This is a genomic window from Pantoea sp. SOD02 (assembly GCF_024707505.1).
Classification (GTDB): domain Bacteria; phylum Pseudomonadota; class Gammaproteobacteria; order Enterobacterales; family Enterobacteriaceae; genus Pantoea; species Pantoea symbiotica.
Genome location: NZ_CP102605.1, coordinates 269,323 through 291,239, shown reverse-complemented (window position 1 = coordinate 291,239; position 21,917 = coordinate 269,323). Strand labels below are relative to the sequence as shown.

Sequence of the window (21,917 nt, the reverse complement as noted above, 5' to 3'; positions counted from 1 at the left end):
GCGCACCCTACGAAAAAATCACCGTAGGGTCGCCATTTATGGCGACCTCAATATATGTTCCGCAATAATCAGGTCGCCATAATTGGCGATCTAAACTTCTATTTATTTTTTTCGGCAAAGCTTAGTGCAATTCCTTGGTTCAACTCCCGTGTGCGGCATTCAATGATGAAAACCGCCCGTCGGGCTATTGATAAAAAAGGGAAACACCATGACTAAGCATTTTCACTTGCAGGCGTTGAGTTTGGCCCTGCTATCAGGGATTTTTAGTGCCCACGCGGCGGATACGCCGGTTAAAGGCGGCACGCTGGTTTATCTCGAACAACAGGCGCATACCAACCTTTATCCACCTGCCGGTGGCTTTTATCCCAATGGCGGAATTCTGAATCAAATCACCGATAAACTGACGTGGCAGAATCCAAAAACATTACAAGTTGAACCCTGGATTGCCGAAAGCTGGAGCAGCAACGCCGATAAAACTGAATATACCTTTAAAATTCGTCCCGGAGTCACCTTCTCCGATGGCACGCCCTTAGATGCCAATGCGGTAGCCAAAAACTTTGATACCTACGGTCTGGGAAATAAAGCCCAGCGCCTGCCGGTATCCGAAGTGATTAATAATTACGATCGCAGTGAAGTTATTGATCCTCAGACGGTGAAATTTTATTTCAAAAAACCGTCACCGGGTTTTTTACAGGGCACCGCAACGATTGGATCGGGATTAGTTTCTCTCAGCACGCTGCAACGTAGCTTCGATCAACTCGGCGATGCGCGTCATATTATCGGTTCCGGTCCGTTTGTGGTCAGCGATGAAAAACTCGGGCGCGAAGTCGATTTAACCGCGCGCAAAGATTACCAATGGGGCCCGAAAAATCTCGCCCAGCAAGGTCCAGCCAATCTCGACGGCATTAAATTCATCGTCACGCCGGAAGACAGCGTGCGCATCGGCGCGCTGCTGGCTGGACAGGCCGACTTTATTCGTCAGGTGCAAGCCTACGACGAAAAGCAGGCGCAGCAGCAAAACTTCCCGATTTACGCGGCACCCACGCGTGGCGTCAACGACAGCATCAGCTTCCGCCCGGATAACCCGCTGGTCAGCGATGTGAAAGTACGTCAGGCGCTGCTGCACGCCACCAACGCGCAGCAGGTGGTGCAAACCCTGTTCTCACCGAACTATCCCCAGGCTACCTCGGTGATCGCCACTTCGGCGGCCGGTTACGTCAATCTGGCCGACAAGCTGAAATTTGATCCTGCGCTATCGAAAAAACTGCTGGATGAAGCAGGCTGGAAACCGGGCAGCGACGGCATCCGCGAGAAGGATGGCAAGAAACTGGCGCTGACCATTTATGAATCGCTGCCGCAGCCGCAAAACAAAGAGGTGCTGCAGCTGGTGGCACAACAGTGGCGTCAGGTGGGCGTCGCGCTGGCGGTGAAAGCCGGTGATGCCGGCAGCCGCGTGCTGGATAACCTCGATCCGCTGAAAACCCCGCTTACCGTTTCCGAAGTAGGCCGCGCCGATCCTGACGTGGTGAAAAGCCAGTTCTACCCAACAAACCGCGATGCGCTGTTGCAGAAAGGCGGCTCCAGCGACAAGGTGCAGAACTTCCGCGACGACAAGCTGAATACGCTGTTACTGGCTATCTCCTCGGAAGTCGACCCGGCGAAACGTCTGGCGGTGACCGGCGATGCGCAGCGCTATCTGCTCGATCAGGCGTATGTGATTCCGATCTTTGAAGAACCGCAGGTGTTTGCCGGTGCGCCGTGGCTAAAAGGCGTGAATTTTGAAGCCGTAGGTCGTCCGTCGTTCTACGGCGCATGGCTGGAAAAACACTAAGGCAGGTTAATGATGCAACGTTCACTGCTGCGAAGAGTGGGTCAAAGCGTATTGGTGCTGTGGGCAGCGTTTACCCTGTCGTTCTTTCTGCTGCAGGTGCTGCCCGGCGATGCGGTGCTGATCAAGTTTCAGAACCCGGATCTGGGCCTCAGCCCAGATCAGATCGCCGAAATGCGACTGGCTTATGGCGCGGATAATCCGCTCTGGCAGCAGTACGTGCACACGCTGCTGGCGATGCTGCGCGGCGATTTTGGTTACTCGGTGCAGGCGGGCGTGCCGGTCAGCGAACAGCTGATCAGCAACCTGCCCGTCACGCTGCAACTGGCGCTGCTCGGCTTTGCGCTGGCAACGATTATCGCGTTCGCGCTGGCGCCGTTATCGCGCTTGCCAGCGCTGCGCTTCCTGCGTTCCGTGCTGCAATCGGTACCGGCGCTGTTTATCTCACTACCAACCTTCTGGCTCGGCATCGCGCTGATTCAGCTGTTCTCCTTCCAGCTGCGCTGGATCCCAGTGATCAATCCTTCGGCGCTGCAGGGTTTGATTCTGCCGGTGATTACCGTGGCAATCCCGATCTCCGCGCCGCTGGCGCAGATTCTGCTGCGCAGCATCGATCAGGTTTCTACCCAGCCGTTCGTGGCGGTGGCGCGCGCCAAAGGTGCCAGCGAAAGCCATGTGCTGTGGCACCACGTGATGCGCAATGCGCTGCTGCCGGTGCTCAACGTGGCCGGTTTGCTGCTCGGCGAACTGATTGCTGGGGCGCTGATTACCGAAACGGTGTTTGGCCTAAGCGGCGTCGGCCAGCTGACGCAGCAGGCGGTGAATAATCAGGACCTCGCAGTGTTACAGGCGGTGGTGATGATCTCGGCGCTGGCGTTTGTGCTGATAAACCTGCTGGTCGATGCGTTGATGCCGCTGTTCGATCCACGTCTGCAATCCATTGCCGGAGGCCACCAATGAGCCTTGTCGATTACTCAACTGCACGGCAAAAAATCAGCACCCCGCGCGTGTTCAACATCCAGCCCGGATTGTGGCTGGCGTGGAGCGTGATGCTGCTGGCGCTGCTGGCGGCGTTTGTGCCTGAGCTGTTTACGCATTTCAGCCCGACCGAAGGCGTGCCCGGCGCGCAGCGTCTGCCGCCGCAGGCCGCTTACTGGCTCGGCACCGATCAGTTGGGCCGCGATCTCTACACGCGCATTATCTATGGTTCGTCGCAGTCGCTGTCGGCGGCAGTCGCAGCCGTGGCGATGGGGCTGATTGGCGGCACTACGCTCGGCGTGCTGGCGGGCGCGATTGGCGGTCGCACCGAAAACTGGCTGATGCGCCTGGTTGATGTGCTGCTCTCAATTCCCTCGCTGCTGCTGTCGCTTAGTATTCTGATTCTGCTGGGCTTCGGCACAGTTCACGCCGCGCTGGCGGTGGGCATCGCATCGATTGCCAACTTTGCCCGCCTGGCGCGCGGCGAAGTAGTGCGCGTGCGCCGCAGTGAATTCGTCGAAGCGGCTTACGGCAGCGGCGGCAGTTTCTGGCGCGTGTTGTGGCGTCACATTTTACCCAACTCGCTGACGGCGGTGATCGCCTTCGCCGCTTTGCAGTTTGGTCAGGCGATTCTGGCGCTGTCGACGCTGAGCTTTCTCGGCTACGGCACGCCGCCGCCAACGCCAGAATGGGGATTATTGATCGCCGAAGGACGTAACTATCTGGCGACCGCGTGGTGGCTCACCACCTTCCCCGGCATTGTGGTGGTCGCCGTGGTGCTGGCCGCTAACCGCATCAGCCGTCAACTGGCCGGAGGTGACGCATGAGCGCGTTATTAGCCATTGAAAATTTAACCCTCAGCTATCGCCAGCGCGGCGAGTGGCGCGCGGTGGTTCACAACGTCAGCTTTGAGTTGCAGCCCGGTGAAATGGTGGCGCTGGTCGGTGAATCTGGTTCCGGCAAAACCACCACCGCGCAGGCGATTATTGGTTTGATGGCGGAAAACGGCCGCCGTGATAGCGGCAGGATTGTGCTGAACGGCACCGATATCGCTGGCTGGTCATCAAAACGTCTTGATAGCCTGCGCGGCGTCAGCATCAGCTTAGTACCGCAGGATCCGGGCAACTCGCTCAATCCGGTGAAAACCATCGGCGATCAGGTCGGTGAAATGCTGCAGCTGCACCTGAAAATCAGCAAAGCCGAACGTCAGCAACGCGTGCTGGAGCTACTGCAAAAAGTAGGGCTGAGCCATCCGGAACAGCGCCTCAAGCAGTATCCGCATCAGCTTTCCGGCGGCATGAAACAGCGCGTACTGATTGCCATCGCCCTCGCCCTGCGTCCGCAGATCATCATTGCCGATGAGCCCACCAGCGCGTTGGATGTCACGGTGCAAAAACGCATTCTCGATCTGCTGGATGTGTTGCGCCGCGAATCTGGCACCGCAGTGCTGTTTGTCACGCACGATTTGGCGCTGGCGGCAGAACGTGCCGATCGCCTGCTGGTATTTCGTCATGGCGAAGTGCAGGAACAAGGCCCGGCGGCGCAGGTGATCAACGCGCCAAAACATGCCTATACGCGGCAGCTATTAAAGGATGCCGATCCGGGCGACAGCGCGCTGTCGGTGCCGACACAAGCCAACTTCTCGTCACCGGCGATTCAGCTCTCCGGCATCAATAAACAGTTTTCCCTCGGTCGCCAGCAGCAGCTACAGGTGGCGAAAGAGGTGTGCGTCACGGTGGCGCGCGGCACCACGCACGCGCTAGTCGGCGAATCCGGTTCGGGGAAAACCACGCTGGCGCGCATTCTTATAGGGTTTGAGCAGGCCGACAGCGGCCGCGTGGTGATCGATGGCATCGACGCCACCGCGCTGCGCGGTGAAGCGCAACGCCAATTGCGCCGCAAGATTCAGTTTGTGTATCAGAACCCGTTTGCCTCGCTCGATCCGCGCCAGACGCTGTTCGCCATCATTGAGGAACCGCTGCGTAACTTTGAGAAACTCAGCAGCGCGCAGCGCCGGGAACGCGTCGCCGCCGTGGCGCAGCGCGTAGCGTTACCGCTGGAGTTGCTGACGCGCAAACCGCGTGAGTTATCCGGCGGCCAGCGTCAGCGTGTAGCCATCGCCCGCGCGCTGATTCTGCAACCGGCGATTCTGGTGCTGGATGAAGCCACCTCGGCGCTGGATGTCACGGTGCAGGCGCAGATTCTGCAACTGCTGCAACAGCTGCAACGCGAGCTCGGCCTCACTTATCTGTTTATTACCCATGACCTCGCCACCGTGCGCCGTATTGCCCACAGCGTCACCGTGCTGCGCTCCGGTGAAGTGGTGGAGCAAGGTGACACCGTCACGCTATTTAACGCGCCTCAGCATCCGTATACCCGATCGCTGATTGACGCGATTCCCGCTTTCCGTCCGCTGATTAAGGAGTCTGCATGACGCGTAAACGCATTGGATTTTTCACCCGCCTGCTGGATGACACTAACGCACAGCAGCGCTATCGCCTGGCAACCGAGCAGATTCAGCACGCCGAGCGTAACGGTTTTGATAGCGCGTGGATTGCGCAGCACCACTTTCACGAGAAAGAAGGTGGCTTGCCGTCGCCGCTACTGTTTCTGGCCCACGTTGCCGCTCACACTCGCACCATCCGCCTTGGTACTGGCATCATCACGCTGGCGATGGAGAACGCGCTGCGCGTCGCCGAAGATGCGGCGGTGCTGGATCTGCTGAGCAACGGTCGCCTCGAAGTCGGGTTAGGTTCGGGCGGCACCGCCATCTCGTTTCTGCCGTTCGGCATCACCATCGACCAGCGCGCCAGCGTGTTTGCCGATCATCTGCATCAGCTGCTGAGCGCCTGGCGCGGCGATACGCTGGGACATCCGGATAATCATCTTTATCCCGCTGCGCCGACGCTGGCGCAGCGCGTGTGGATCGCCACCTTCTCGGTGGAAGGCGCCGCGCGCGCGGGACAAGCCGGGCACGGTTTGATGCTATCTCGCACCCAGCCGCGTCCAGCGGGCCAGCCGGATTTGCCGCTGGATCAGATTCAGAACCCAATGATCGATGCCTATCTGGCGGCATTACCGGCGGGCATTGCGCCGCGCATTCTGGCATCGCGCACCGCCTTTGTCGCCGATTCCCGTGACTACGCGCGCCGCCTTGCCGAACCGGGTTTGCAGCGCCAGGCGCAGCATTTCCGCGAATCAGGACATGTGATTGGCAACACGCTGGACGAACAGGCGCGTCAGCTGGATGCGCACTTTGGCGATGCCGAGCAGGTGCGGCAATCGCTGCTCGCCGATACGTCGCTGCAGCGCGTCACCGATATCAGCTTCCAGGTGCACTCTATCGATCCGCCACACGCCGACATTCTGCGTTCCATCGAATTGATTGCCGAACATATTGCGCCCGCGCTGCGTGGCTAGGTCATTAGCGGTCGCCATAAATAGCGACCCAAGGGTTTGTAGGGTCGCCATTCATGGCGACCTTCTAACGTTAAACTGGAGAATTGCATGTCTCAACCCACAGATTTACTGGCCGCGCTAGCGGATATCGATCCCGCGTCTGAACTGGCACAAGCCCGCGCCGAGCGTCATGCCGCCACGCAGCATACGCAAGGCAGCTACGATGTGCTGTTTTCGCAAGATGATGAAGATTTGCCGTTAGCAGAACGCTTCGCCCTCGCCGCGCAGGTCGCGGCCTGGCATGGTGCGTCAAGTCTTGAAGCGCATTACCGCCAGCACGATCAGCCGCACAACGCACGCTTCGCTGCGGGTCTGGCATTTGCCGAACTGCTGAGCCTGCATCCGGTTGATGCCGCACCGCAGCACATCGAGAAACTGCAAACTGCCGGCTGGTCGCCGCGCGGTATCGTCACGCTGGCTCAGCTGATTGCCTTTGTCAGCTTCCAGAGCCGCTTACTCGCGGGTTTGCGTTTGCTCAACGGCGAAGAGACGGCGTCGCAGCCGCATGCAGTTGCCGGTAAATGGCACGATGCGCCGCTCACCGTCAGCGGGAAAACCGCCCTCACCGCCTTTACCCAACAGGAACTGGGTTGGGAACCGTGGCTGGCAGCGAAACCGCTGCATGAATTTAGCGCTGAAGAGCAGGCAACGCTGGCGAAATTCGGCCATAGCGACTCCGATTACTTCCGCCTGCTAGGCCGCAATCAGCCGCTGCTCGAGCAGCGTACGCTGACCGATAAAGGCATCTTCTATACCGCTGGCGGACTCTCGCGCGCCGAGCGTGAACTCGCCGCTACGGTGGTGAGCAAGGTCAACGGCTGCATCTACTGCGCCTCGGTGCATGCACGCAAAGCCAGCCAGCTGTCGAAAGATGAACCGGCGGTGCAGAAGCTGCTCAATGTCGCGCCTGGCGCTGAGCTGTCGCACGGACAATCGGCCCGTTGGGCGGCGCAGATCGATCTGGTCGCCACCTTATCGATCACGCCTGCCGCCACCAGCCTGAAACAGCTGCAGGCGCTGCGCGATCAGGGATTCAGCACGCTGGAGCTGCTGGACCTGATTCAATCCGCCGCCTTCTTCGCCTGGGCGAACCGCCTGATGCTGACGCTTGGCGAACCTTTCTTACCTGAACACACACAAGGATGACCATGACGGATCTTTCCCATCAACAGCTGGTGCGCTGGCGACGCGAGCTGCATCAGTATCCCGAGCTATCGGATCAGGAATTTGCCACCACTGAACGCCTTACCCGTTGGCTGCAGGAACTGAACGTCAAGCTGCTGCCGCTGGAGCTGAAAACCGGTGTTGTGGCAGAAATTGGTCACGGCGAACCGCTGATTGCGCTGCGGGCCGACATCGACGCCCTGCCCATCGACGAGCAAAGCGATCACGCGTGGCGATCTCAGCAGCCGGGTGTGATGCACGCTTGCGGCCACGATCTGCACAGCAGCGTAATGCTGGGCGTCGCGCAGCAGCTGAAACGCATCCAATCCCAGCTGCCTGGTCGCGTGCGCATTCTGTTTCAGCCTGCCGAGGAGATTTTCACCGGCGCGAAACAGCTGCTGGCGGCGGGCGCGCTAAAAGATGTGCAGGCGATTTTCGGCCTGCATAACGCGCCGGATCTGCCGACCGGCACGCTGCGTACACGCGGCGGCGCTTATTATGCCAACGTCGATCGCTTCCAGATCAATATCACCGGCAAAGGCGCTCACGCCGCGCGTCCGCATGAAGGCATTGATAGCATCGTGATTGGCAGCCACATCGTCACCGCGTTGCAAACGCTGCCGAGCCGCGTGTTCAGTTCGCTGGAATCGGTGGTTGTCAGCGTGACACGTTTTACGGCGGGTAACAGCTGGAACGTGCTGCCCCAAACGGTGGAACTGGAAGGCACGGTGCGCACCCACAACGCGGCGATTCGCGCGCAGATCCCGCAGAAAATCACAGCGTTGATAAATGGCATCGCCGCCGGATTTGGCGCTCAGGCGGAGCTGGTGTGGCAGGAAGGCCCGCCTTCGCTGCTCAACACGCCGCAATGGGCCGATTTCGCGCTGGAACTGGCAGCAGATCAAGGCTATCAAACCCAAGTGGGCACGCCACAAATGGGCGGCGAAGACTTCGCCTTCTATCTGCAGCAGCTGCCAGGCGCGTTCGTCAGCATCGGCAGCGCCAGTGAATTTGGCCTGCATCACGCCGGTTTCGATCCGGACGAAGCGATGCTTGAACCGGCGGTGCATTACTTCACCGAACTGGCCCAGCGCGCGCTGCTGACGTTGCGCCAGCAACAGGCGCTGGCATCGTGACCATGAGAGCAAGGAGAAAACCGATGGCGATTTCTGTACCTGTTCCACGTCTCGACCATGTGGTGATCAACGTTGCCAGTCAGCTGGATGACGCCAGCGCGCTGTTTCGTCGCCTGGGATTTCAGCTGACAGAGCGCGGCCATCACTCGCTCGGATCCAGTAATCATCTGGCAATTTTTGGTGATAACTATCTGGAACTGCTGGGGTTTGAAGCTGGGCGCGGCAATCTGCGCCAGGATCTGTGGCAGTCGCCGATTGGCCTCAGCGGTTTGGTGTGGAAAACCGAGGATGCCGACGCGGTGTGGCGCTATCTGGAGAGCCAGGACATCGACGGCGATCTGCCCGCGAGCTTTTTCCGCCCCGTGACATTACCGGACGGCACCGAGCAGGAAGCGCGTTTCCGCACCGTGCGGCTGCGCCCGTCGCTGGTGGCGAATGGCCGCAGCTTTTTTTGCCAGCATGACACGCCGGATTCGGTGTGGCAGGACGCATGGCGCGTCCATCCCAATGGCGTGAGTGATATCGTCGAATTCGTAGTAGTCGCGCAGGATCCCGCCGCCGCCGCGCAGCCATACAGCCGCTTGTTTGGTGCCGATAAGCTCACAGCCTGTCAGGAAGGCGCGTTTGTGCTCAAAGCGGGCGTGGCGACGGTGCGCTTTGCCTCTGCGGAATACGTCACGCAACGCTTCGCCGGATTACCGATTGATTACGACGGCAGTGCACGCATGGCAGGATTGAGCTTACGCACCACGGATTTGTGCAAGGTGAAAGCCAGCCTGCTACTCGGCGACGTGCCTTTCCGCGAGGAAGCGTCAGCGATTATTGTCGCTGCCGAGCAGGCATTTGGCGTGGCGTTGCGGTTCCAGTTGTGATTCCCAGGTTGCCATAAATGGCAACCCTACGTGATTTTGTAGGGTCGTCATTTATGGCGACCTGGTTAAAGTAGGTTCTTCTTCTCAATGCACCAATGAAGGTGAACTTGATGTCAAACGTGTTCATTGAAACCCTCAGACTCACCGGCTCGCAGATCACCGAAGACGACTGGGCCTTCTTCCGTCAGCTCCAGCTCTCGCCACAGGTCATGCATTACGTTTCCGATACAAAATCTGAAGAAAAAATTCACGCCGATTTCACAGCAAGATTGCCGATCTGGTCGCCACGCAGCGCGCATTGGTTGTGTCTGGTAGTGCGGGAAAAACAGTCAGGTAATCGCATCGGCGTCAGCGGCTATATTCATCGCGAAAATGACTGCGCCGAAGTTGGCTTTCTGTTCGCACCGGAAGCGCAAGGCAAAGGTTATGCACATGAGTCGCTTCGCGCGATTTGTGACTATGCATTCAGCGACGGCGGCATTCGACGTTTGAGCGCCACCGTCACCGCAGGCAATATGCCTTCACGGCGACTGCTTGAAAAAGTCGGTTTTAAATTAGAGGGCGAATTGCGGGAAAGTTACTGGCTGAGAAATGCGTGGCATAACGATTGGGTGTTTGGGTTGCTGCGTGGGGAATATGGGTTGTAATACCTTTTTATCAACTCAGATCGGGATCAGTTTTAATTAACGTCTTAGCCATATTCAAACCGAACAAACAAAGAGATGTCCGCTTTGTGCCAAGAGCAGACATTGTGAAGCCCGTCTTGCATTGGCTAATGCGGAGCAGACCAAAGCCCTGCTAGCGCGGGCTATTGCAATTCATAATCGAATTTTTCTTCCCAATTGAAATTCAGATCTTGCAGTTTTACCCTTTCAAAAACCTCGATTATTTTGTCGAAATAATTGCCAAGGCCCACCCTGGATAGCTCGGAATTCAACCATATTATTTTTACTGGCCTTTCAATATCAGTGCTAAGGCGGTCCCACAATGCATCAAGATTTTTGCCATAGTAGGGTCCAAAGTTTAAAGATAAAGAAATAATAGAATGAAATTCTTTTTCAGATAGGACGTATGCTCCATCCAAATAAAATTCATTAACTCTCATTTTCTGTTCACTCACTTTAACTTTCTACCTGTAAATCAACTCACGAAAATACAAAAGATGTCAACCTTAACGGTTTTAACAATTGTCAACTTCCGCAATTCGCTCATAGCCGACGTCTTTTTCTTAGGGTTTGGCCGCTTTGTAACAAGAGCGGACTTAAATAATCGCCAGTTGTAATTGATGATAATCCTCCTGAGTCCACAAGGCAGCCTTAGAGGTTGTGTCCTCATGTTAATGAACGTTAAGGTTGTTCAAATGGAGTGACCCCGTTCCCGTAGACATTCACTATCCTCACTCCAAAGGCGACCGGTTCAATTAAAACGACCAGCGCACGCCCGCGTTGTAACGCCAGCCTTTCGCGCCGTTGCCGTCGATCTCTTTGCGGTAATCCGCTTCGGCGTACAGCGCCACATCCTTGTTTACCGTCGCGGTGCCGCCCACGCCGACATCCCACATTTTGCCGAACTTGCCGCTGTCGAAGGTTTCACCGCCGCCAGCATCCGCCGAGCCGATCTTCGCTTTGGCGGTACCGCCCCAACCCTGCGTGTAATTCACGCGCAGATACGGCGTGTACTGATTCGCGCTGCTGTCCTGCCAGGTTTTATCTACGCGCGCGCCGACGCGGCCAATCGTCTGGCTGTAATCGTCGTAGGAAACGCGGGTGTTATCGCGGTCGGTGAAGCTGTCCATCTTCATTTGCAGCCAGGTGATCTGCGCCTGTGGTTCGATGCGCACGCCACCGCCCAGTTCCAGCGGATAACCGGTTTCAATCGAAGCCGTCCAGCCATTGCCTTTTGGTTTGGCGACATCTTTCTGCCGTGCAATGTCAGTCGCGCCGCGATGCCAGCCCCAGCTCAGCGAGCCGTCCACGTAAAAACCGCTGTCGCGTAGCCAGGTGCCATACAGCGACAGCGTGTCGCTGTCGAAGCTGGTCGAGCTATAGCCATCTGCTGCATGCGGGCGAATGCGCGTGTTGCCGCGCGTGTAGGCCACGCCGCCGCGCAGGCTGCTGTCCGCGCCATCCAGGCGAATGACGTTGCCGCCGAGCTGCACCGCGCTGTAGTCGAGATCGAAGTCGTAACCGTAATTGCTGACGCTTTGATTGGTCTGGTATTTCAGGTTGGAGCCGATGTAGCGGATGAACATCTCGCCGCCAACCGCATCCGGATTTGCCTGCTGCTGGCGCAGTTCACCGAGGCGTTTATGCAGATCGTCGGTGATTGCCAGCGAGTAATAAGCGAGGCCAACCGGCGCAGAGATGTAGGACGGCACCTGCGGCGTTACCGCCAGACGCGCGACGCTTTGTGCGCTGCCTGCGGACGGCTGGCACAGGCTGCCGTCTTCGCACACGAAGGCGTTCGCCAGTCGATAATCCCACGCGCTGCCGCCTACCGCGCTGCGGGCTGCGTCATTGCTGCCCGGTGCGAAGCTGTATAAACCGTATTGCCACGGCCCGGATGCGACATAGCCGCTTTTCAGCGCAAAGCTGTTGGCATTCGCGCTGCCGGAAACCTGCGCCAGCGACACGCCTTCGTTCGCAGTGATCACACCATCGCCGTTGCTGTCGAGCAGAGGCGCTCCCGCGAGTTTTGCTTCAACCTGCGTCACGCCCGATGCCACGCCATTCACCAGCACCACATCGCTGCTGGCCGCTGTGGCGTTCAGCTTGATGCTGCCGCCCGCCGACGCCAGTTCGCCGTCAATCGTCAGCGTGTTCGCCGCCGTGTTGCCGCCGTTGGTGAGATCCAGGGTACCCGCATTATTCACCACCAGCGAATCGCTTGTTCTGCCTTGCAACAGCGGATTGACGTTGTCACCCGCGAACAGCGTGCTTCCCGCATCCACGTTAATCGTGCTGTGCGCCAGTTTGATGTTGTCGGTTAACGTCCATTGGGTTTTGTGGAAGTTCAGCGTGCTCCAGCCTGAACCCAGATTGGTGCCTTTTGCCGCATCATCGCTAGCGAATGAACCGCCGCGTGCCTTGAGTTGGCTGAGATTGAGCGTGCTGCCCGCGCCATTTTCCGTAGTGATGTGACGCGTATCAGCCAGACTCACCTTCTGCACCGTGGCCTGATTAGCCGCGCCGCTGCCCATCGTCAAACTGCCATTGATGGTGCCGCCGGTGACAATCAGTTCATCGCGCCCGTTGCCGGTGTTCACATCGCCAACCACCGCACCATCCAACAGAGCAATGACGTCATCGGTCGCGCCGCCAGCCACGACAACCTGATCAGGGAACGGCGCATTAATGGTGCCTTCATTGATAAATACCGTTTGCCCGCCGCGCAGGTCGATCAGCGGCGCAACGCGACTTTGCGAACTGATGGTGCCCTGGTTAATCACCTGGCTGGCGGTTTTGGTGACAATCGCCGAGCCGCCGTTCGCGGCCTGAATATCAATCAAGCCCTGAGAAATCACGTTGCCGCTTGTGTTGGCGATCACGCCATTGCCGGTTCCTGTTACCACAATCGAATAATCCGGCCCGATCACCAGATCGTTGCTGGTGGTTGAGCCATTGGCGTTTTCAAAGCGATAACCGGTGCCCGAACCGCTAACGTTAATTTGCGCACTGCCAGCGGAGTTGAATGAGGTCGCCGAGCGAATGCCGTTACCGTTTGCCACCTCTAAACGCACGTTATCCAAATTGATGTTCGGTGTTTCGGCGCGGTTGTTGATCGCGCTGCCGCTGCCGTACGCGCCGATAGTGATGTTGTCGGCTTCGAACCCATCCGCGCCGACATCCAGCAACAAGCCGTCGGCGCTGCCGTTGGCCTGCATCACGCTGTAGCCTTGGCCGTCGCCGTAAATTTTCATCCATGCGCCGCTGCCGACGCGCATCGCCGCAATGCCATCATCGACGCGCAATGAGCTATCGACCGGCACATATTGACCGTAACCGCTTGACACATCGACGCCAATGCCTGAGGCAATGTGCATGCTGCCGCGATTAATGAAGTTGCCGCCGTCATGCACGCGCGCGCCGGTGCTGTTCGATCCGCTGAGATCCACCACGCCTTGATACTGGTTAAACAGGCGCGCACCGCCGCTGACATCAAACGCCGTCGCGTTTGCGCCATTGCCGCTGATGGTGGAGGCTGCGTAGATTTCCGTTTCGTCGCCGCTGACAATCGCGGCGGTGGTGTTTTCACCGCTGAGCGCAATGCCGCTGCTGATCACGCCCTCGGCGCGGTTGCTGGCGCTCATCACGGCGGCACCTTTGCCGCTCACCACATAGGTGTCGGTGTAAGACACTTGCGTGCCCTCGCCGCTCAGTACCACACCGCGACTATTTTCGCCGCTGAGCGTCACGTTGCCAGGAGCTTGCGTGTACAGCCACGCGCCATTGCTGATGTCATACAGTTTCGAATTCGCGCTGCTGACATCCACATTGTTGCCGTTGCTGATTAATTGCGTCCCCTCATCGGCGGCGCGATAGCCGGTTTGATTCGGGTCGTTAAAGGTGATGCGGCTGTTCGGGCCAAACGTGATTCGACCACCTAAAAATGCGTTGGCACCCATCGCGTTGTCGCCATACAGATTGATGGTGCCGTTTTGGTAGATGCGCGCCAAATAGTTGCTGGCGACCAGTCCAATGGTGGTGTTCAACTCAAAACTGTCGCGGTTGTAGATGTTGATGGTGCCGCTGTTGGAGATTTCGGTCAGCGGGGCGCTGTCGAAGCTACGCTGCATACCATAGGCATACAACGCTTGGCTGCGCAGCGTCATGTTGATGGTGCCGCTGTTGGTCACCTTCGCACCGTATTGCGCGTAAATGCCGGCGCTGTCCTCACTGGTAAAAGTGATGTCGCCGGTGTTGGTGAGCTGAGCTAAATCGGTAGCGATTAAGCCGACCTGGAAGCGGCCACTGCCGTTAATCTCAGCATGGTTGGTGAGATGCGTATCAGTATTGAATCCGTGTTCGGAATCAATCGCAACGCCTTGCAGGGTGTAGGCTGAGCCATCGACTTGTGCCGCCACGCCAGAAACATCAAGGTTAAACCGTGTCGCGGCATCAATCGTACCCTGCGCGCCGTGCGCTACTATCAGCCCGGTGGCGAAGACGCCAACATTCAGCGTTGCACCGTTGGTGTTCACGTTGGTGCCCACGCCGCTGCCATAGACGCCCGTGGTATTCCTTTCGTTCATGGAGAGTGTCATACCACGACCGTCAAAATCTGCGCCATCCTCCATACGGAATATCGTGCCGTTTACCACCGATGTCGTGTAGCTGCCGTTTTTCGGTAGGTTGATTTTGGCGTTTTCGCCTTTGGTGTAGAAACTGATTTGCCGTTCCAGGCCCCAGATATCGCGCGGTCCGGCAACGGGAATCGCGCTGGCGCTGACGTTCACCGTGGCGTTGCCTTCGGCGCGAATACCAATCGCATCAATGCCGCCAAGCTGAATCGGTCCGCTAACGTTGGCGACGGCATTGCCGCCCTCTTCGCCGATGACCCAAACGGCAGTGTTGTGATCGGTTGTGCCATATTCGCCAGCATCACTGAGGATATTGATGGCACCGCGCGAATATGCTTTCGCGCTTTCACCCGCGTGGGCAATGACTTTGAGGCCGGTGCTGTTGTAGCCGTTGAGGTTGATGGTGCCCGTTTTGCCATTGCCGACTTTGCCGCCGCTACCGGAATCAACCACCAACATGCCGATATTCTCGCGCGGCTGCCCTTCTGCCATCCCATTAACATCGATCACGCCGTTGTTACGCGCGATGGCATTCGGGCCGTATTCAACCAGCATGCCAACCGCATTCTGCACCAGCGAGCCGATCACGATGCGTCCGTTGTTGACGATGCGGGAACCGAGGAAGCTGCGAATGGCGCTTGTGCCGCCGCTGAGGTTCACCGCTACATCGCTGGTTAGGTCGTTCTTGTGATTTTGCGGCGTGCGCCCGATGTAAATGGTGCCGCCTTTGGCGTTGGTGAAACCGCCTGCGCCGCTGGCGATCACGCCGGTCATTGAGCCGCTGCCAATAGTTTCGGTGACGCCGAGATTGATATTGCCGCGATTGATCGCGCGCGCATCGTAGAGCGTAATCGCCGCGCTATCGCTGTTGCCAGGCTGGAAGTTGATAACGCCGTCATTGCTGAAGCGGCTGCCGTTGGTGGCAAGCACGCCAATGCCTGCGCCCAAGGTGTTACTATCGACGCCTTTGCCGTCAGCGTTGTTGAGAAATCCAGCGTTGATCACGCCATTATTGCGACCGCGCGCGTTGTTCAGCAGTTCTAAGCCGGAGCCGTTGCTAGCAAGTTTGCCGTTGATAATGGCTTTCGCACCGTTGCTGGCGCGCATCACCGCGCTGTGGCTATCCAGCACTTCGAGGGTTTTGCCGCGATTGATTTTCACGCTGGCATCTTTGCCATCCGCGCTTAGCACCACTTGATCGCCCAGCGATTGCGCCACTTCATCGTCGTAATTGTTGGTGCTCATGCGATACACCACGCGTCCGTCACGCTGGATGAAGGCTTTATGGAATTCGTCGTTGTAGCGGTCGGTGCTGAGGTTGGATAAGGTGACTTGCTCGATCAGCCAATCATTATAGTGACGCAGATCGTTGATATTGTTGATGTTGAAGTTGGTAGTACCGCCATCCAGGGTTGAAACGCTGATGGCTCCGGCATAATCCACCACGCTCCCTACGTCGTACGCCAGGCGATCGCCGCCATAAGGTGGCGTGGCCGCCGTAAAGGCGATGCGGTTATCGGAATTCCAGTTTAGATGACCTTTTTTGGTAGCGGTAAACAGTTGGCTTTGTTTGGCCGCCATAGACCAGCTATTAGTGGAGGAATTAGCCGCCGCACCATGTTCGCCAATATCGATATTTAGCGTGCCGTTGCTGACGGAACTGATGCGCGCATTAATATATTGTTTGTCGTTTACATCATAATAATCTGGCACTACGGTATCGAGGCCGATACTCGGTAAATCGACTAAATCTGCGGAGTTATAAACGTCGTAAGTTGTATATATCCAATCTTCGAAATTCGGTATTTGAATGGTGAGATTCTGCTGGCCTATTTGCAGCCGCGACTCGTCAATCAGGTTGTCATTGATTATTCGACCAATACTTTGCAATTCGCCAAACGTCACCGTGGTTGCCCCGCTTTCACCTGTCGCGAATTGCGGTAAACCGCGCAGCGTTTGTGTCGAGCCATTGCATAAGCAATAAGCTCCAACTTTATTGTCATTAATGTCAGGCGTATAAGGTTTTAACTCCGCCGCCCACGACAGTGAGATAGGGAACATCAGACCTTGCGCCGCCACAAGGCTTAGTAACACCGGATTTAATTTGAACACAATGTATTCCTCAAAGGAGAAAGACAACGCGCGCAACGGTAAGCCAATGCGCTGGAAGTTAAGTCGCTGATATAATTTGTTTCAGAAATTTAATGTTTGGCATCTGTTGTAATGAGTATCTACGTATTGCGCAGGAAACGTCTAGTTTGAGTTAAGGAATTGTGAGGCGGGAGATGGGATTTAGGAATTTGGCCAGATAGAGAAAGGTTAATGGTGGATCTGAATAGACTGTCAACTTGACAGATGTTAAATGCCACATCAGAAATAACAACTAAGGATGGAATATTATTTCAATTAAAAAAATCCTGCCATTTAATAGCCATTTGCCAACTAACTTTCCTTGCTTTATAATGCAAAAACATTCACTTTAGGGAGAACGATATGCTTTTCAAAGGAATTAGTGATGAACCAATTGATGCACTATTAAAATTAGCAACAATATCTCAACGCGATCCTTTTCATGATCTTTTAAACTCAATATCCAACGATCAAGATTCAGTCATAATTTTTAAATTGATTGATTCTCAATGCATTGAAAATTTTTACTACAATGAAAAAATCATACTAAGCGGAGTTGAAACAATTGCAATTATGAGAATTATGGAACTATTTGGGTTTACACCAATATCACATAAAAACATCATATCCATACCATTCTATTTCTTTTCTTACGTTTTTCTTCATAGCTCAAATATGTTGGTTGTACACAATAAGATCCCATCTATATCGAAGACCTACTTGAAAATTAAAGGGATACTTCTTAATATTTCTTTGGATGAATCACCAGATCTAGTAGATATCTATTACATGCCTAAAATCATGAATTCAGAGAATAAAACTGAACTATCAATTTACTTACTTAAACACAGATTTGAAGAGTTAGGAATAGCATTAGGCGATCTATTGATGCTGGATGCAATATTGATGCAATTATTTATTTCAAAAAACATCAATGAAATAAAATGTAAATATGGAAAGAAAGAAATATCAGTAACAACTTTTGGTGAACGAATCTACTCTTTATCCGAAGAAAAAATTGAAATGAGTGACAGCCTTTATTCCAACTTAGTTAAGGCCAAGGACATTAGAAACAGCATTGCCCATTGCACACAAACAACTAATAGAATTAATGAGAATTACCTCCTCACACTTCAACTTATCGAGGAGTTTACAAATTCAATTGAAATAGAATATAAATTACCGATTGGAAATTCGAGGAGATTCAATGCTGCGTGCAAGAAAATCATATCTGAAATTTCAGAAAAACATGGCGTTGAACTAGATTTTTATAACAATTCGAACTTAGGTGATGGTTTACCTGATAAGTATCTTGATTTGTTTTAATTAAACGTGGGGTTGTAGCTTCAATTATACAGGCCAAGCAGCCATCCCCTTTATCTCTTTCAACACGAACATACTCTGCATCTCTTTAATTCCCGGCAATCGACGAATCACGGCATCGCGAAATCCGCATACGCATCCATATCTGCTGCAACCACTTGTAATAAGAAATCAGCATCGCTGCCGACGCAGTAGGAGGAAATAAGAATCTAAGATTTTTCCTAAGCAGCTTCTCATCCTCTAAAGTTTAAGCATACGAGGACGAAAATCCCTTTAGACGTTCTGGAGGATAGCCTATGTGTAAAGTCTTGGTTTTGTTGTCAGGCCTGATGCTGCTGCAAACGGCGATGGCGGAGAGTGGCACGATCTACTTTAGCGGTGCGATTGTTGAACCGGCCTGTACCACGACCACTCAACAGCAAGGGACTTCCGTTACCTGCACGCGCCAAGGTGTTGATAAAGTGCGTACGATTGCGCTCAATCAGTCACAACAAACGCTGCCGTATCAACTGGGAACCGTGAGCGTTAAATCGGTTAACCACCTTAAAATCATTGAGGTAACGTACAAGTAAGCTCAGTCCTGAGGAGCGGTCGCCATGAATGGCGACCCTACGAGGTTTTGTAGGGTGCGCATTCATGCGCACCTGGTTACATGGGATTTTAGGCCTCACTCACCCGATAGCGCTCCAGCCAGTGTGCGTAAGGCGCGGGTAGCACCCAGGAAGGTTCGCTCTTATCCAGTGCCAGCGCGGCCTGATATGCCCAGTTCGGGTTTTTCAGATGCGCGCGCCCCACCATCACCAAATCCAGCTGGCCTTTTTCGATGGTTTGATTGGCAATCGCCGGTGCATCGATGCCCCACGCCGAAGCCACAGGAATATTTGCTTCACGGCGCACGCGCTCGGCGATAGATGCCAGGAACGCGGGTCCCCACGGAATATTGGCATCCGGCGTGGAGAAGCCCACGCTGACGCTCAGCAGATCCAGACCCTTTTCACGCCACTGTTTGGTGAGCGTGATTGATTCCTGCAGCGTCTCGTCATCGCGGCCATCAAACTCCAGCACGCCAAAACGCGCAGTCAGTGGCAGATTTTCTGGCCATACCGCGCGCACCGCATCGAAGGTTTCATGCAGGAAACGACTGCGACCGGCCAAATCACCGCCGTATTCATCCGTGCGCTGATTGGCGTGCACCGAGAAGAAACTCTGCGCCAGATAGCCATGCGCGAAGTGCAGCTCAAGCCACTCGAAACCGGCATCACGCGCGCGTTGAGCGGCACGCACAAAGTCGTCGCGCACGCGCTGAATATCCCCATGCGTCATGGCTTGCGGCACGCGCGGCAGGTTTTGACCAAACGCCACGGCGGAGGGCGCAATGGTTTCCCAACCGGCAGCGTCATCGGCGGCGATATGGTCGTCACCTTCCCACGGCTTATTGGCGCTGGCTTTACGTCCGGCATGACCAATTTGAATGCCCGGCACCGCACCTGACGCTTTGATTTCACGCGCAATCTGCGCCAGCTTTTCCGCCTGCTCATCATTCCAGATGCCGAGGCAAGCGGGAGTAATGCGCCCTTCAGGCGATACTGCGGTGGCTTCAACAATCACCAATCCTGCGCCGCCGCGCGCCAGGCTGTTGTAATGCACGCGATGCCACTCGTTACTCATGCCATCCACGGCGCTGTATTGGCACATCGGTGGCACGGCAATGCGGTTACGCAGCGTGACATCTTTCAAGGTAAAGGGCGTAAATAGGCCTGACATAACCACCTCTGAATCTGATTAAAGCAAAATGATCTGCTTGCCGCTGAAGTTGCGATGTTGCAACGCCAGCAGCTGCGCAGGTAATTGATCGTAAGGAAAATGCAGCAACAGCTCGCTTTCCAGTTTGCCTTGCACCAGCTGCGCCATCAGGCGTTCACCCTGCTGCGTTAATGCGCGCCACTGCTGCGCATCACCGTGCAGATGTAATGCACCTAACGCCACTTCATGCAGCGAAAGCGCACGACCAAACGGGCCGCACGGCCACTGTTCAACGCGTCCCTGAATGCACACCAGATGACCGTTCGCCAGCAGGTTATCCGCCAGACGTGCGGCATGTTCCGGGCCGACGGCATCGATCACCGCAAAGTAGCGTCGCTGTGTTGCTTCGGCATTGTGCATTGAATCACTCAGGCAGCGCTTCGCACCCTGTGCGTGCAGACGCGACCAATGACGTTCATGGCTGAGCGTCGTCACCTCAAAGCCGCGCGCCTGCGCCATCTGCACTAAGAAATGCCCCACCGAACCGCCCGCACCAGCGATAAGGAGCGCGGCACCCGGCTGCATCGGCACTTTCTCGATGGCCTGCCAGGCGGTGAGCATCGGGCACGGTAAAGAGGCTGCGGTGGCAAAATCCAGCTCATCCGGCAGGCGCATCAAAACCTGCGCCGCCAGCACGGTGAACTCGGCAAAGCTGCCGTTGCGGCGCAAGCTTTGATGGTAGGCCACGCGTGCGCCGAGCAGGCCAGGATCAACCTCTGCGCCCAGCGCCACCACCGTTCCGGCACCGTCAACGCCCGGCACTTGCCCAACCTGACTTTCGAGCACTTTCCAGTCGACGGGATTAAGGCCAATCGCGGCGTTCTGCACCAGCACATCGTGCGGCTGCAGCGGTTCTGCGCTGATCATACTTTGCTGCAGCGCCTCGCCTTGCCACGTTCAGGCGCGCCACTGTTGTGGCACTGAAAATCGGCTATCAGACATAGGCACCTGCGGAGTAGGTCAGCTCATAGCTGTGGCTGTAAATTTCAATGATGTTGCCGAACGGATCTTCCATGTACACCATGCGGTAGGGCTTCTCGACAGGAAAGTATTCACGTACCGGCGTACGCAATTTGCCGCAGCGTGGCTTCAGCAATCAGATCGGTTTGATTCTGGAGCCGGTTGCGCGTGGCCTTGGTTTTGCGGTGCTGCCGCGCTTTACTCGCCTGGTATTTGCGCGGCCAGCAGAGATCGCGGTTGCTACAGATAACGTCGAATTGGTGGATACCATCTGGCTGATTCACCGCGCCGAGTGGCCGCTGTCAGCACGTGCGCAGCAGGCGCTGCGCTGGCTGAGCAGTAATATGTGAGGCGGTCGCCATAAATGGCGACCCTACGATTTGGCGGCAGCAATCAGGCCATTCAGCCAATCCTGATGGCCGTTAATCATCGGGTTTGGCTGCGCTTTTGCCAGCTCGACGGCGGGTTTGCCGTTTTGCGTTTCCTGAGTCAGGATGCGCACGCGATTATCGGAAAGATCTTCAATCAACCACGCATGCAGCACGTCCAGACGATCGTCGCTACCCGGCTCGCCCGCCCAGCCGTGCCATGAAACGCGCGCCGGTTCGCCTGCTACAGGTGCCACATACTCAGTGACTTGCGCTTCAACCGGGAAGCCAAAGGTTTCAAAGTAGAAACGCGCGTCCTGCTCCAGCTCGGGGCCTTTATTGTCATAAAAACGCGCGTTGGCGGAATTCTGGTAGTAGCTCGGCCACAATGCTGGCGTGTTGAGCAGCGGCCAGATATCAGCAGTTGTCAGGCCTGCGACGATCACTTCATTCGAGCAGTAGTTATCCGTAAAACCTGGTACAAAGCCTTCGGGCCAGTTAATCGCGTTCATTTTCATCGGGTTAATCCCAAGGTTAAAGTGGGTTGGTAATGGACAGACGCAGTATCCGGCTGGCAGAGACATAACACCAATCGCC

General features: G+C 55.8%; 17 protein-coding genes and 2 pseudogenes. 12 read left to right on the top strand and 7 right to left on the bottom strand.

Features of this window, described 5'->3' with window-relative positions; all coding sequences use genetic code 11:
- The first annotated feature begins 208 nt into the window (after positions 1-208).
- The 9 genes from NR302_RS20855 to NR302_RS20815 all read left to right on the top strand — a co-directional run bounded on the left by NR302_RS20855 (position 209) and on the right by NR302_RS20815 (position 10,084).
- Positions 209-1,831: a TIGR04028 family ABC transporter substrate-binding protein gene (locus NR302_RS20855; RefSeq protein ID WP_258145704.1), complete on the top strand. Its 1,623-nt coding sequence runs from the start codon at positions 209-211 to the stop codon at positions 1,829-1,831.
- Positions 1,832-1,843: 12 nt separating this feature from the next.
- Positions 1,844-2,788 carry an ABC transporter permease gene (locus NR302_RS20850; RefSeq protein ID WP_258145852.1) on the top strand — a complete coding sequence of 315 codons (945 nt, stop codon included), beginning with the start codon at positions 1,844-1,846 and terminating at the stop codon, positions 2,786-2,788.
- Positions 2,785-3,633, top strand: a complete 849-nt coding sequence (locus NR302_RS20845; RefSeq protein WP_258145703.1) for an ABC transporter permease — start codon at positions 2,785-2,787, stop codon at positions 3,631-3,633. The genes NR302_RS20850 and NR302_RS20845 overlap by 4 nt, the downstream gene beginning before the upstream one ends.
- Positions 3,630-5,240 (top strand): ABC transporter ATP-binding protein, encoded by a 1,611-nt coding sequence (locus NR302_RS20840; RefSeq protein ID WP_258145702.1) that lies wholly within the window; start codon positions 3,630-3,632, stop codon positions 5,238-5,240. Before NR302_RS20845 ends, NR302_RS20840 begins: the two co-directional genes overlap by 4 nt.
- Complete coding sequence (locus NR302_RS20835) at positions 5,237-6,226, top strand: putative FMN-dependent luciferase-like monooxygenase (RefSeq protein WP_258145701.1); 990 nt, start codon at positions 5,237-5,239, stop codon at positions 6,224-6,226. Before NR302_RS20840 ends, NR302_RS20835 begins: the two co-directional genes overlap by 4 nt.
- Positions 6,227-6,313: 87 nt before the next feature.
- Entirely contained in the window at positions 6,314-7,411 is a 1,098-nt protein-coding gene (locus NR302_RS20830; protein WP_258145700.1) for an alkylhydroperoxidase domain protein, read from the top strand.
- Positions 7,412-7,413: 2 nt separating this feature from the next.
- Positions 7,414-8,565: an amidohydrolase gene (locus NR302_RS20825; RefSeq protein ID WP_258145699.1), complete on the top strand. Its 1,152-nt coding sequence runs from the start codon at positions 7,414-7,416 to the stop codon at positions 8,563-8,565.
- A gap of 23 nt (positions 8,566-8,588) precedes the next feature.
- Positions 8,589-9,437, top strand: coding sequence for a VOC family protein (locus NR302_RS20820; protein ID WP_258145698.1), 849 nt, complete (start codon positions 8,589-8,591; stop codon positions 9,435-9,437).
- A gap of 119 nt (positions 9,438-9,556) precedes the next feature.
- A complete protein-coding gene (locus NR302_RS20815; RefSeq protein WP_374990658.1) occupies positions 9,557-10,084 on the top strand; it encodes a GNAT family N-acetyltransferase in 528 nt (175 codons plus the stop codon).
- 161 nt (positions 10,085-10,245) lie between these two features.
- Here the strand turns inward: NR302_RS20815 and NR302_RS20810 are convergent, their stop codons facing one another.
- Together NR302_RS20810 and NR302_RS20805 are read right to left on the bottom strand one after the other, a co-directional pair.
- Positions 10,246-10,557, bottom strand: coding sequence for a barstar family protein (locus tag NR302_RS20810; RefSeq protein ID WP_258145697.1), 312 nt, complete (start codon positions 10,555-10,557; stop codon positions 10,246-10,248).
- 300 nt (positions 10,558-10,857) lie between these two features.
- Positions 10,858-16,848 carry an autotransporter outer membrane beta-barrel domain-containing protein gene (locus NR302_RS20805; protein WP_258145696.1) on the bottom strand — a complete coding sequence of 1,997 codons (5,991 nt, stop codon included), beginning with the start codon at positions 16,846-16,848 and terminating at the stop codon, positions 10,858-10,860.
- A 381-nt stretch (positions 16,849-17,229) separates the two neighbouring features.
- Between NR302_RS20805 and NR302_RS20800 the strand changes: the two genes are divergently transcribed.
- Complete coding sequence (locus NR302_RS20800; protein ID WP_258145695.1) at positions 17,230-18,192, top strand: hypothetical protein; 963 nt, start codon at positions 17,230-17,232, stop codon at positions 18,190-18,192.
- 24 nt (positions 18,193-18,216) lie between these two features.
- Here the strand turns inward: NR302_RS20800 and NR302_RS20795 are convergent.
- A pseudogene (locus tag NR302_RS20795) lies at positions 18,217-18,383 on the bottom strand (Lrp/AsnC ligand binding domain-containing protein); the annotation flags it as partial.
- 102 nt (positions 18,384-18,485) lie between these two features.
- Between NR302_RS20795 and NR302_RS20790 the strand changes: the two are divergent.
- Positions 18,486-18,761: a hypothetical protein gene (locus NR302_RS20790; RefSeq protein ID WP_154156816.1), complete on the top strand. Its 276-nt coding sequence runs from the start codon at positions 18,486-18,488 to the stop codon at positions 18,759-18,761.
- Between the two features lie 88 nt (positions 18,762-18,849).
- On the opposite strand, the gene NR302_RS20785 is transcribed toward NR302_RS20790, so the two are convergent.
- The 3 genes and pseudogenes from NR302_RS20785 to NR302_RS20775 form a co-directional block, all read right to left on the bottom strand.
- Positions 18,850-19,953, bottom strand: coding sequence for an NADH:flavin oxidoreductase/NADH oxidase (locus NR302_RS20785; RefSeq protein ID WP_154156815.1), 1,104 nt, complete (start codon positions 19,951-19,953; stop codon positions 18,850-18,852).
- Positions 19,954-19,971: 18 nt separating this feature from the next.
- Positions 19,972-20,859 (bottom strand): alcohol dehydrogenase catalytic domain-containing protein, encoded by an 888-nt coding sequence (locus NR302_RS20780; protein ID WP_258145694.1) that lies wholly within the window; start codon positions 20,857-20,859, stop codon positions 19,972-19,974.
- A gap of 67 nt (positions 20,860-20,926) precedes the next feature.
- A pseudogene (locus NR302_RS20775) lies at positions 20,927-21,070 on the bottom strand (glyoxalase); the annotation flags it as partial.
- Here NR302_RS20775 and NR302_RS20770 point away from each other — a divergent pair.
- On the top strand, positions 21,066-21,302 hold the full coding sequence (locus tag NR302_RS20770) for a LysR substrate-binding domain-containing protein (protein ID WP_308714021.1): 237 nt from the start codon (positions 21,066-21,068) through the stop codon (positions 21,300-21,302). The pseudogene NR302_RS20775 and the gene NR302_RS20770 sit on opposite strands and share 5 nt — an antisense overlap.
- Before the next feature lie 23 nt (positions 21,303-21,325).
- Here NR302_RS20770 and NR302_RS20765 read toward each other — a convergent pair whose 3' ends face one another.
- On the bottom strand, positions 21,326-21,832 hold the full coding sequence (locus tag NR302_RS20765; RefSeq protein WP_258145849.1) for an SRPBCC domain-containing protein: 507 nt from the start codon (positions 21,830-21,832) through the stop codon (positions 21,326-21,328).
- Positions 21,833-21,917 lie beyond the last annotated feature (85 nt).

Coding starts and splice junctions, on each gene's coding strand:
- NR302_RS20855 (WP_258145704.1), top strand. CDS start 209: ATGACTAAGCATTTTCACTTGCAGGCGTTGAGTTTGGCCCTGCTATCA.
- NR302_RS20850 (WP_258145852.1), top strand. CDS start 1,844: ATGCAACGTTCACTGCTGCGAAGAGTGGGTCAAAGCGTATTGGTGCTG.
- NR302_RS20845 (WP_258145703.1), top strand. CDS start 2,785: ATGAGCCTTGTCGATTACTCAACTGCACGGCAAAAAATCAGCACCCCG.
- NR302_RS20840 (WP_258145702.1), top strand. CDS start 3,630: ATGAGCGCGTTATTAGCCATTGAAAATTTAACCCTCAGCTATCGCCAG.
- NR302_RS20835 (WP_258145701.1), top strand. CDS start 5,237: ATGACGCGTAAACGCATTGGATTTTTCACCCGCCTGCTGGATGACACT.
- NR302_RS20830 (WP_258145700.1), top strand. CDS start 6,314: ATGTCTCAACCCACAGATTTACTGGCCGCGCTAGCGGATATCGATCCC.
- NR302_RS20825 (WP_258145699.1), top strand. CDS start 7,414: ATGACGGATCTTTCCCATCAACAGCTGGTGCGCTGGCGACGCGAGCTG.
- NR302_RS20820 (WP_258145698.1), top strand. CDS start 8,589: ATGGCGATTTCTGTACCTGTTCCACGTCTCGACCATGTGGTGATCAAC.
- NR302_RS20800 (WP_258145695.1), top strand. CDS start 17,230: ATGCTTTTCAAAGGAATTAGTGATGAACCAATTGATGCACTATTAAAA.
- NR302_RS20790 (WP_154156816.1), top strand. CDS start 18,486: ATGTGTAAAGTCTTGGTTTTGTTGTCAGGCCTGATGCTGCTGCAAACG.
- NR302_RS20785 (WP_154156815.1), bottom strand. CDS start 19,953: ATGTCAGGCCTATTTACGCCCTTTACCTTGAAAGATGTCACGCTGCGT.
- NR302_RS20780 (WP_258145694.1), bottom strand. CDS start 20,859: ATGATCAGCGCAGAACCGCTGCAGCCGCACGATGTGCTGGTGCAGAAC.
- NR302_RS20765 (WP_258145849.1), bottom strand. CDS start 21,832: ATGAACGCGATTAACTGGCCCGAAGGCTTTGTACCAGGTTTTACGGAT.